Raw genomic sequence first — 11,614 nt, 5'->3', positions numbered from 1 at the left:
CCGCCTACTTCCGGCCGCTCCGCTACACCCGGCCACTCGCCTACTTTCGGCCGTTCCGCTACACCCGGCCACTCCGCTACTTCCGGCCGCTCCGCCTGCCCTCCTCCTCGCGGTATTGGCTGGGTGTCTTGCCGACAAGCCGCCTGAAGATTCTGGCGAAATATTTGTAATCCGGGATGCCGATCTGTTCGGCAATCTCACCGACCTGCATCTCGGTCTCCCGCAGGTATTGCTTGGACCGTTCGATCCGGTAACGGGTCACATAGTCGGAGAAGTTGATGCCGGTCTGAGCCTTGAACAGGTGGCTGAAGTAATTCGGGCTGATGGCCGTGTAGTCGCTGATGTCCGCCACGCTGAGCGGCTCGCGGTAATGGCGGGCGACATAATCCAGCGCCTTCTGGATTTCGGCCCGCTGTACCGGCTGGTCGAAGGCGAGCCGGCTTGCGCTCTGCTTCCACAGGAACAGGCTAAGCAGGAACTCCTCCGCATCATGGATCGTCTCCACGCCGCCAATTCCGGCGAGGAACCGGCTGCGGGAATGGGAGTCGGCAGCGGTCCAGCGCCCGGCCAGCTCCTCCATCCAGTGCAGCAGCCGCTCCGGTTCCGGCTTCACCGACACCAGGGGCCGGATATAATCGTCATGCACCAGCCGCTGCAGCCCGGCAGGGTCGTTCAGTCCGGCCAGCCGTTCAGCCGGATCGGGAAGCTCCGGCATACTATGCCGGGAGGAGGCGGCAGCCACCAAGGCAGTACCCGGTTCCTTACCCTGAACCGTTCCGTGCACAGCGCTATATGCGTGATAGCTGCCATGGCCTTCATAGAACAAGGCGGCCTTCAGCTCCTCTAAGTCCCCGAATGCACTTCCGAAAGCGGACGGCCACCCCTCCGGCGAAGCCTCCATCCGGTGCGCCCTGCTAACCCGGACCGACACCGTAAAGGGCAGGTATTTACGCGCATGGTGGAGTATGCTCTCACAGAGCGGCGACACTTGTGCAGCATCGCCCGGGTCCTGGAGCAGTATCCAGAGACCGATGCTCTGCTCATCCCAGTCAAATACATTGCAGGGGAGGCTGGTCTCCGCCAACTCCTCGATCATCCGCATCATCACGTATTTGAACAGCGCCAGATCTTTGGAATGGAAGGTCTGGGACAGGCTGCTGTAGCGGTCGATGCTGACCAGCCCCAGCGTGAATACCGGGCCCGGCCGGTGCCAGTTCACGAAATCGCAGGCGGCCCCGAGCCTGGCCGGGGAATGGGCCATTCCGCTGCGGATATCCAGGATCAGCTGCTTGCGCAGCAGCGGCTGGCTGTCCTGAAGCTGCTTGCGCTCCTCAATGGACAGCAGCATCCGCTCCCGGTCGGCCTCGATCTCGCTGCGGGCCTGATCCAGAATCTCCAGCAGCTCCTGATAGCCCGAGGTTACCTTCAGCAGATAGCCCAGTGCGCCCAGCGCCACCGCCTTGCGGGCGAACTCAAACTCCTGGAAGCTGGACAGAATAATGACTTTGATCCTCGGCAGGAGCTGCTTCAGCTGTCCGGTCAGCTCCAGCCCGTTCATCCCCGGCATCACCACGTCGGTGATCACAATATCCGGGCTGAGCTGTCTGCACAGCTCCAGCGCTTCTTCGCCGTCCTCTGCTTCCCCGATGATTTCGAATCCATGCTCCTCCAGCGGAAAAGCATACCGGAACCGCTCCCGGATCAGCGCCTCATCATCCACTACAATACATCGTATCTTGTCCAGTACAACCGGATTATTGCTCATCTGCCGGTTCTCCTCTCACTACGGGGAAGGTGATGCTGATGATCGTCCCCGCGCCTTCTGTGCTTGTAATCTTCAGGCCGTAAGCCTCGCCGAAATGTAGCTGCAGCCGTTCGTGGACATTCCGCAGGCCCATCGAAGAATAATGCGGAATCCCCTCCGCTCCGCCGGGCGGCGGGGCGGAGGGGTCCAGCAGCCCGCTAAGGCGATCCGGTGCGATCCCGGTGCCGTTGTCCTCTACTTCGAGCTGCACCAGCCTGGACTGCAGCAGCCTGCCGCGTACAGTAATCAGTCCTTCCCCGCGCCGCTTCCCCCTTATCCCGTGGAAGATGGCATTCTCCAGAATCGGCTGCAGGGTCAGCTTCAGAATGCGGCAGTCCAGCACGTCTTCGTCAACGTCTATGCTGACCTCGAATTTGTACTGGTACCTGATCTGCTGCAGGTAGATATAATGACTGAGCCCCTCCAGCTCTTTCTCCAGCGTGGTCAGCGCCTCGCCTTTGCCCATGGAATAATCCAGCAGATTCACCAGTGCATGCAGCACCTTGGCGATCTCATCTGTCCGCTTCAGATCGACCAGGGCGTTGATCGAGTTCAGCGTATTGTACAGGAAATGCGGGTTGATCTGCGCCTGCAAGGCCCGGAACTCATACTGCTTCTTCAGCTTCTCCGTCCGCAGCTTGTCGTCAATCAGCTCCCCGATACGGTCCAGCATGATATTGAAGGAATCCGCCAGCGTGCGGAATTCATCCTTGCGCTTCAATTGGACCCGCAGCCCGAGGTTCCCCTTCTGGATGCGGCGCATCTGGAGGATCAGGCCGGAGATGGGGCCGTCAATGTAACGGGCCAGGAAGAAGGAGATCATCAGCGACAGCAGGATGAAAAAGAGGGTCAGATAGATCGCATAATAGCGGAGCTGGGTGACCGGTGCGAGAATATCCTGCTTATCGACAAAGCTGACCAGCCGCCAGCCCTGCGAATTGGGACCGCCAAACAGAGCAACAAACTCTTCGTGATCGGTATACAGGGGGAGGAGGCCGTCTTCATTATGCCTAAGAAAGCTCTGGATCTGGGGAAAAAGCCCGCTGTATTCATCCTGTCTGACCTTCACCGAGCTGAGGATCGGCTGCAACCCGGAATTGAACAGCAGTGTAGAGGTTGCCGGGGAGGGATTCATCCCGGTGATCAGCCCGTTAATGGCCAGAAGGTCGAGGTCAGCCGCCAGGATGCCCTGGATCTCTGTTCCTCTGTAAACGGTTACGGCAATGGTCAGCACCAGGCCTTTATTAGCGGATTGGTAGGGGCCGAAGGATTGCAGGGAGGTCCAGGAGGACCGGGCTCCGGCATACAGCCGGTTCTTCAGCTCATCGGGCAGCGTTGTAGTCTGCGCCGTCTCATAAATCGAATAATCCGGGGCGATGAAATACATGCCTCTGGAAAAAGGGTACACCGAATACTGATACATCCGCAGGACGCGGGTAACCGCTTCACGGGACTGGTCTGTCTCGGCCAGTTGTCCGGCCAGCTGCCCCAGCGGAGCCTTGATGTCCGCCAGAATCCGTTCGAGCTGCTCGAACTGCCGGTCGGCATACGACTTCATCTGGCTCATCTGCTTCTCGGTCAGCAGATCGGTGATATACCGGTAGGCAATCAGACTGATCGACAGCGCGACGGTCAGCATACAGGCAAGGATGATCACGAACATTTTGAAACGGATCTTGTGCAGGGAGAGAAGAAGCTTCTTCATCTAAGTTGCCTCCTGTAGGTGCCTCCTGATGGAATCTCGCGTAGTACGTTCAGTTTAACGATTCTTTTTCGCTGCTGTCAATGCAGAAAAGGGCTCCCGGAGGAACCCTGTTTACATCTGTTTAATCAGCTCTTCCAACTCGATGACCAGACTTTTGGCAAGCTCAAAATTGTTATCCTTCAGCGCCAGTTCTACCCGGGTTTCGGCTGCTTTCTTCTTCTGCTCCAGCTCCAGATAGTCTTTATCGAAATGCCGGGCATAGATCATCTTCTTGAATTTTTTGATCGTCATTTTGCGGACCGTCTTATCGTCAATAATCAGCACATAGTCCATCCCGTTGACCACGGAGTAGAAGTCATGCGAGATCATAAGAATCGCGCCCTTGTACTCCTGGATGGCTTTGTCCAGCGCGATTTGCGTGTAGGTGTCCAGATGGCTGGTCGGCTCGTCGAGCAGCAGGACATTGGCCTTCAGGGCAGACACCTTGGCCAGCTGTAACAAATTCTTTTCGCCGCCGGACAGGGCTGCTATTCTCTGGTTCACGATCTCGCCTTCAAAGCCGTAGCCTGCCAGATGGGAGCGGATCTCATCATACGTAGCCATCCCGGCCTCGATGAATTCTTCGAGCAGGGTATTGGAATCGGTCAGCACTTCGCCTTGAAGCTGGGACAGATAAGCTACCGCAGCCTCCGGGCTGAGGGTTATAGAGTCGTGCCGGCCCCGCGCAATATCGCGCAGCAGGGTTGTTTTGCCGGTACCGTTCGGACCGATCAGGGCGACTTTATCGCCAGCATTCAGCTCGAAGCTAACCTTGTCCAGCAGCAGCTCATCGAAGGCCGCCCGGTAATCCTGGACTGTCACTACAGGAGCATCAGTGTCCTGCGGCTCATGCACCATCCCCAAATGAATCTGCGGCTGCTTAATGTCCACGAACGGCGCTTTGATTCTGCGGGCCTCCAGTCTTTCCTGGAACTTCACTCTCGCTTTCAGCGCTCTTCCTCTGGAGGCTTCTGAATTATACGTGGCGATGGCCCGGAGGTTATCGATGATCACATCGTTGCGCTCAATCTCTTCCTGTTCAGCGAGGGCCAGCTCCTGCAGCTCTATTTTGGTCTGAAGCAGGGAGAGGTTGTACTCCAGATAGCGGCCGTCAAACTCCTGAAGCTCCTTATTCTCTAGGTGAATGATTTTGTTAAAACAATGGTTAAGCAGATAACGGTTGTGCGTAACCACCAGCAGAATTCCCTTATGAGAGTTAATCAGCTGCCGGAGCGCATTCAGGTTCTCGAAGTCCAGGAAGACATCCGGCTCATCCATAATCAGGAAGTCGGGGCGGTTCAGCATTTCCTTCATGACCTGAACAAGCTTGAATTCCCCGCCGCTCAGCTCGGATACCTTGAGATCCCTGCGCTTCATGAGGTCAGCCAGATTCAGCTTTTTGTGAATGAGACTCTCGTAATCATCTCCGCCCAAGGCTTCGAAAGCGTCCAGAGCCAGTTGATACTTCTCCAGCAGCGGCTCAATATCCGCCGAGGTCTCCATCTCAGTGCAGATGAGCTGTATTTCATCCTGTAGCTTAATGAAAGGTCCGGCTATATATTCAAACACGGTGGTGTCTAGAGACTGGTCAGGCTTGGCGAACTGGCTCACATACCCGATGCTGCAATCAGGCTCCATCTCTATTGTACCGTCGAACAAATATCTGTTCCGGTCGATGAGGATATCGATCAGGGTGCTTTTTCCGCTGCCGCTGGTTCCGATAAAAGCGCAATGCTGCGCCTCTTCGAGCGTAAACGAAATGTCAGTGTAGAGCTCTTTTTGCGGGAAGGAGAAGGACAGGTGTTGAACTTTAATCATAGGACTACCTTTCTGTGTAGCTGGAATGGAGTTTACCGTTGATAGCCTAACACTATTTCCTGATAACATCAATGATTCCGCGTTAAAGTTGTTCCTCCGGGTTCACCGCTTCCATCTGTTTCCTTCCCGGTGCTTGCCGGTAGATCCCCGGTGTGGTGCCGATAATCCGCTTGAACACCTGATTGAACGTTGACGGATCGCGGTAGCCTACCTGCTCTGCAATGAGGTGAACGGGCGACTTGGGCTGCTGGACCAGCAGCAGACAGCTCTTCTGAATCCGGACGTTCTGCAGGTACCGGTAGAAGGTCTGCCCGGTATGCGCCTTGAACAGCCGCTGAAGATGCCGTTCACTCCAGTCGAAGCTGCGTGACAGATGCGTCAGGGTAATCTCCTGCACATAATTCAGGTGGACGTAATTCAGAATCTGCAAAAATTGCGTCTGCTTGCCCAGCGGAAACTGAATCTCATCATGCTCCAGCCTGTAGATACTGATTAGAAGCTGAATGAACAGGGTCAGCAAATAGCTGTCCGAGCCGCTCTGCGGCAGGTGAAGCTCACGGTGAAGCGCCAGAAACAGGTTCTCTATGGAACCATTCAGATCCGTCAGGGAGAAGGAAGGCAGCCGTTGTTCTCTGATCTGCTCCAGGTAGGAGGCAATCGGCGGGTCTTGAATCACGCAGGCAAGACGGTCCAGCAGCTCCGGCTTAAACAAACAATTGTACACGACGAGCGGCTCGCGCAGAGAGCTGGGTGAAGACGGACGGAAGACATGGGACACGCCGACAGGAATGAAGTGCAGCTGGCCCTTGCCGGTCGGGTGAGCCTTCTGGCCGATATAATGAAAGCCTTTGCCCTCGGCCACGAAGGTCAGCTCCATGAAGTCATGGGAGTGAAGCGGAAGATCATAGGTCTCGGTAGCGCGGTTCACATATAACAGGAGATTGCCCCGGAAGAAATACTCCCCTTTTAGCGTATGGTTGGCCGAATCCATCAGTTCCCTCCTCGAGATGGCATAAAGTCCTTTTTACCCCGGTGAAATGTCCATATTGCAGGTCATGCAAACCATACGGAATCCTATAATTGTAATAGAAAGCGCATCATATATACAGGTATACAGGATTAATCCTATAAAAGGTGAGGTGTATTCAATGATAGCTATCCAAAAACCGCGAGTGGAGTACCAGGAGAATCCGCTGGGACTGGATATCCGCTTACCGAGATTCAGCTGGCAGCTGCATACGGATGAGCGCGATGTGAGACAGCAGGCGTATCAATTACAGGTGGCAGGTGCGGCGGATTTCGGGAGCGTATGGTGGGATTCGGGCAGAGTGGAGTCTGGTGAATCTCTCCATATCGAGCTGAAGGGGCTGGAGCTGCAGTCCAGGCAGATTTATTATTACCGGGTGAAAATATGGGATCAGCACAACCGCCCTACGGAGTGGTCGCAGGCGGCCTGGTGGGAGATGGGGCTGCTCTCGCCGGAGGAGTGGACCGCAGAATGGATTACGGCTCCGCTGGCCTGCCTTGCGGAAGATGCAGAGCAAAGTCCGCTGCTGCGCGGAAGCTTCCAGGTGGAGCGGCCGCTCGCCCGGGCCCGGATCTATGTGACCAGTCTCGGGCTGTACGAGCTGGAGCTGAACGGGGTGCGGGTCGGAGATACTTATCTTAATCCTGGGTGGACCAGCTACAGCCACCGCCTGCAGTATCAGACGTATGATGTAACGGAACAACTGGTGGTTGGGGACAATGTGGCCGGAGCTTGGCTCGGGAACGGCTGGTACAAAGGGAATCTCGGCTGGGAGCACAGGAAGCATATCTATGGCAGCCGCACAGCGCTGCTGTTGCAGCTTCATCTCACCTATGAGGACGGCACGGAGCAGATCATAGGGAGCGGTCCGCAGTGGAAGGTGTCGCCCGGCCCGCTGCTGATGTCGGAGCTGTATCACGGGGAGACCTATGACGCCCGCCTGGCGCAGCACGGCTTCAGCACGCCGGGTTACGATGACACGCTGTGGCTGGCTGCGGAGATTCTTCCGTATGCCAAGAATATTCTGCTTGCACAGGAGAATGATCCGGTCCGGGCGGTCCAGGAATTGGCACCTGTTGCTCTCATCCGCACTCCGGCGGGGGAGACGGTGCTCGATATGGGCCAGAATATGGTCGGCTGGCTGCGGTTCACCGTAGATGGCGCGGCGGGTCAGGAATATCAGCTGCGGCATTTCGAGGTGCTGGATCAGCAGGGAAATGTATATACCGAGAACCTGCGGACAGCCCGGCAGACCGTTACTTATATCGCCGGAGGCGGGGGCAGGGAGAGCTTTCAGCCGCGTTTTACCTTCCAGGGCTTCCGGTATGTCCAGCTGATCGGCTTCCCGGACCCGCTGGATCTGCAGGACTTCACGGGCGTGGTGCTGCATTCCGATATGGAGCCGACCGGCACCTTCACTTGCTCCGATGCACTGCTGAATCAGCTCCAGCACAACATCCTCTGGGGGCAAAAGGGCAATTTCGTCGATGTGCCGACCGACTGCCCGCAGCGGGATGAACGGCTGGGGTGGACCGGCGACGCACAGATGTTCATCCGCACGGCGGCGTATCTGATGAATGTGGCACCTTTTTTCAGCAAATGGCTGGGGGATCTGGCTGCGGATCAGCGGGAGGATGGCGGCGTTCCCTACGTGATTCCGCATGTGCTTGGGGAGGAGGCGCATTCCTCTGCAGCCTGGGGCGATGCGGCGGTCATCTGTCCGTGGACGGTCTACCAGTGTTACGGGGATAAGCGGATTCTTGAGCAGCAGTACAGCAGCATGAAGGGCTGGGTGGAGTATATCCGCCGCCAGGGTACGGATGAGTTCCTGTGGAATACCGGCGACCACTTCGGAGATTGGCTGGGTCTGGATGCCAAGGCTGACAGTCATGTGGGTGCAACGGACCGGAATTATATCGCAACTGCCTTCTATGCCTATTCGGTCCAGCTGATGGAGAAGACGGCGAAGGTGCTCGGCAGGACAGAAGATGTAGAGAATTACTCACAGCTTCATCACCAGGTCAAAGATGCGTTCAACCAAGCGTATATCCTGCCAGCGGGGGAGAAAGGTCCGGCTACCCAAACAGCCTGTGTGCTGGCATTAATGTTCGGACTAGTGGAGGGGAGTGCGAAGGACCGCACGGTAGCGAGACTTATACAGCTGCTGGAAGCGAGCGGGTACCACCTTACGACCGGCTTCGTCGGCACGCCTTATCTGAATCTGGTGCTGGCGGATGCGGGACATTACGAGGCTGCCTACAAGCTGCTGCTCCAGACGGACTATCCATCCTGGCTGTATCCGATTACCCGCGGCGCAACTACGATCTGGGAGCACTGGGACGGAATTAAGGAGGACGGAAGCTTCTGGAGTGCGTCGATGAATTCCTTCAACCACTATGCTTATGGGGCAGTGGGGGATTTCCTGTACCGCCATGTGGCCGGGATCGAGCAGACAGAGGAGGGGCCGGGCTATAAGCAGTTCCTGATCCAGCCGCATCCGGGAGGCGGACTAACCTCGGCTGCCGCCAGTCTGGAATCCATGTACGGGACGATCCGCTCCGAATGGACGATAGACTCCGGGACAATCGGGCTGATCGCCGTGATTCCGCCGAATACCTCAGCTACGGTGCTGTTGCCGGACGCCTTGCTGGCCGAAGTGTCGGAGACAGGAATGGCGGCCGGGCAGCCGCTTGAGCAGGTCCCCGGCATTCATTCCGCTGAGCAGCTGGCACAGGTGGTGAAGGTAACACTCGGCTCCGGGGAATACAGATTCCAGTACCCTTTGCGGAAGTAAGCAGAGTGTAGACGGGGCATATCAGCCACAGATAATGCTGCGTTGCAGAGCCTCATGGATTATGGGGCTCTGTGTTCTTGTTGTGCTGGAAAATGCGAACACAATGTGCCGGTGCGGACGTAGGTTGGCTGCTTAAAGGACAACTAAGCTGTGTTCACTTGTGTTTCTTCTCCCAATCTCTCCGCCCACTCCCCTCTCCTGCCCCTTGCATTCCCTCCGCATAAGGGTTATCATAGACAAGTGAAGTCTGTAATTGCGGACATAGTCCATAGGTAAGGTGGAATAAGACATGAAATACTCCAAAGCAACGAACTACGCCCTGCACACGATGCTGTTCCTGGTGGCGCACACTCCTGATAAGCCGATGGGCGTGCAGCAGCTAGCCGAGCGCCAGAATGTATCGCCTACGTATTTATCCAAGATTCTGACCAAGCTGGTCAAGGCCGGGCTTATCGAATCTGCATCCGGGGCGAATGGCGGATATCGTCTGCGGCGCAAAGGGGAAGAAATCTCGTTTCTGGATATCATCCATGCTATTGAAGGGACTGCATCGCTGTTTGACTGCACCCTGGACCATCCCAGCGAGTGTCTGATCCAGCAGGAGATGGTCAAGGCCGAAGGGCAGATGGAGGACTATCTGCGTAACAAAATGATGTCCGAGCTTGCTGAGAAAATGAGGCAGTGCCACTAAGTATGAAACGGAGCCGTCCTTTTAAAGGAGGGTACATCCGTTTCAACTTAGGAGTTTTTATAGATATTCAAAGTCTGTTAAGTCCGTAAAGCCAATAGTCCTACATTAAGATTATTATGTATCCACGAGAGGATGATTCAGTGATGAGCAACAGATTATTCGATGCAAGCGTATGGGAGAAGGCCTGGAAGGAAGATCCCAAGGCAATGGCCAACAAGTTCAAGGCGATGGGCATGAACCCGCACACGAGCTTCGATCATAAGGCGCAGGTGTTCAATGAAGAGGTATTCAGCAGTGCCGGGCGGGACCGGAGCGAGCGGATTATCGGCTGGATGGAAGGCCAGGGCGTGGATTTTAACGGGTTGACTGTGCTCGATGTGGGGGCGGCTTCGGGCGGGTTCACGGTTCCTTTTATCGAGCGGGGGGCCAAGGTTACAGCAGTAGAGCCTAATGTTCCCTTAGCGGAGCTGTTCCTGAAGAACACTGCCGGATTCGCTCCGGGACAGGTGGAGCTGGTGCATGAAGCGTTCGAGAATATCGACATTGCCGCACGCGGCTGGCTGAACGCCTTCGATCTGGTCTTCGTGTCCATGTGTCCGGCGGTCTTCGACTGGGAGAGCACGGAGAAGGTGATCAGCTGTGCCCGGCAATATTGCTATATCAGCACCTCGGCAGGTGTGCAGGAGCATAGCCTGATGAATGAAGTATTGCCGCTGCTGACGGGACGGGAGGTTCATGCAGAGTCCTCGGATATGGCTTATCTGACTCAATTATTATATTTGAAGGGCTATTCCTATGAGACCATCATTACCCGCGAAACGAAAAGCAAGGAGCTATCACTGGAAGCAGCAGCCGCAGAGGTGATGGAGATGCTGCCGCTGCATCATCTGGACGGGGGAGAGACTACCCGCAAGACAGTTACGGATTATCTGCACACGGCCTACCCGCAGCAGCAAGTCGTTGTCCGCCAAGGCGGACGGTTCGGCAAGGTGCTGATCAAGCTGCAGGACCTGAATATGTACAGCCGGTCCGCTGCCGAAGCATCCGGGAAATCTGCACCTTCTGTGAAGCACTGAACCGCTGCCGTCCATTCCCTGTACATGAGATTGTCTTTCCATAGAAAGATGCTATCATAGAGAATAGGTCCCTGCGCGGGATCTATTTTCTTATATGGGAGGACTGAGGGCTATGAGCAGGAACAAGCGTATTTTCGAGCATGACCTGATGAAGAAGGTAGGTGAAATCTACTATGAGCCATAGTCTCAAAACGGTTTCCTTCCGTGAGGAGCTGGTGCAGCAGCTGGTCTATCTCGATGAGCATAAATTCTCCATTCTGGACAGGGGAACGTGGGAGTCTCCGGCTGAGCGGGCAGAGGTTCAAGCGATGATCAAGCGTTATCAGGAGACGGTGGAGCAGATTCTGTCCGGTGACAGCGATGCGCTTCAGCGTTCTATGGTGCTGGTCGGGTCCCGGGTGTCGTTGCGGATCGGCCAGGAGACGCTTGATGAGCCGTACCGGATTGTCATCCCCGGTGAAGCGGAGCTGGATGAATTCTGCATCTCACTCTGGTCACCCATGGGCAGAGGGCTGATTCTGGCGTGTCCGGGAGAGACGGTAACGATTCAGACCCCGTTCGGCAGCGATGAAGTCTTGATTCTTGATAATAGGTACGAGTGAAGCAGATTGCTGAAAAAAAGAGGCGTCCCTGATCATCCTGTGATGATGGGGGACGCCT

Annotated in this window: 8 protein-coding genes; 4 read left to right on the top strand and 4 right to left on the bottom strand. The window is 56.0% G+C overall.

Annotation, left to right across the window (positions count from 1 at the left end):
* Positions 1 to 76: 76 nt before the first annotated feature.
* The 4 genes from MKX51_RS20615 to MKX51_RS20600 form a co-directional block, all read right to left on the bottom strand.
* Positions 77 to 1,765: a response regulator gene (locus MKX51_RS20615; protein WP_340993646.1), complete on the bottom strand. Its 1,689-nt coding sequence runs from the start codon at positions 1,763 to 1,765 to the stop codon at positions 77 to 79.
* On the bottom strand, positions 1,755 to 3,509 hold the full coding sequence (locus tag MKX51_RS20610) for a sensor histidine kinase (protein ID WP_340993645.1): 1,755 nt from the start codon (positions 3,507 to 3,509) through the stop codon (positions 1,755 to 1,757). Before MKX51_RS20610 ends, MKX51_RS20615 begins: the two co-directional genes overlap by 11 nt.
* Before the next feature lie 111 nt (positions 3,510 to 3,620).
* On the bottom strand, positions 3,621 to 5,366 hold the full coding sequence (locus MKX51_RS20605) for an ABC-F family ATP-binding cassette domain-containing protein (protein ID WP_340993644.1): 1,746 nt from the start codon (positions 5,364 to 5,366) through the stop codon (positions 3,621 to 3,623).
* Between the two features lie 82 nt (positions 5,367 to 5,448).
* On the bottom strand, positions 5,449 to 6,357 hold the full coding sequence (locus MKX51_RS20600; RefSeq protein WP_340993643.1) for a helix-turn-helix transcriptional regulator: 909 nt from the start codon (positions 6,355 to 6,357) through the stop codon (positions 5,449 to 5,451).
* Between the two features lie 157 nt (positions 6,358 to 6,514).
* Between MKX51_RS20600 and MKX51_RS20595 the strand changes: the two genes are divergently transcribed.
* From MKX51_RS20595 to MKX51_RS20580, 4 genes are all read left to right on the top strand, one after another.
* Positions 6,515 to 9,187, top strand: a complete 2,673-nt coding sequence (locus MKX51_RS20595) for a glycoside hydrolase family 78 protein (protein ID WP_340993642.1) — start codon at positions 6,515 to 6,517, stop codon at positions 9,185 to 9,187.
* 289 nt (positions 9,188 to 9,476) lie between these two features.
* A complete protein-coding gene (locus MKX51_RS20590; RefSeq protein ID WP_340939376.1) occupies positions 9,477 to 9,878 on the top strand; it encodes an RrF2 family transcriptional regulator in 402 nt (133 codons plus the stop codon).
* A gap of 143 nt (positions 9,879 to 10,021) precedes the next feature.
* Complete coding sequence (locus MKX51_RS20585) at positions 10,022 to 10,954, top strand: class I SAM-dependent methyltransferase (RefSeq protein ID WP_340993641.1); 933 nt, start codon at positions 10,022 to 10,024, stop codon at positions 10,952 to 10,954.
* Between the two features lie 173 nt (positions 10,955 to 11,127).
* The gene (locus MKX51_RS20580; RefSeq protein ID WP_340939378.1) at positions 11,128 to 11,556 is read left to right on the top strand and encodes a GreA/GreB family elongation factor; all 429 of its coding nucleotides are present in this window, start codon (positions 11,128 to 11,130) and stop codon (positions 11,554 to 11,556) included.
* Positions 11,557 to 11,614: the final 58 nt, after the last annotated feature.

The sequence above is a fragment of the Paenibacillus sp. FSL M7-0420 genome (assembly GCF_038002345.1).
Taxonomy (GTDB): Bacteria; Bacillota; Bacilli; order Paenibacillales; family Paenibacillaceae; genus Paenibacillus_AQ.
This window is presented reverse-complemented; position numbering and strand designations above follow the sequence as displayed.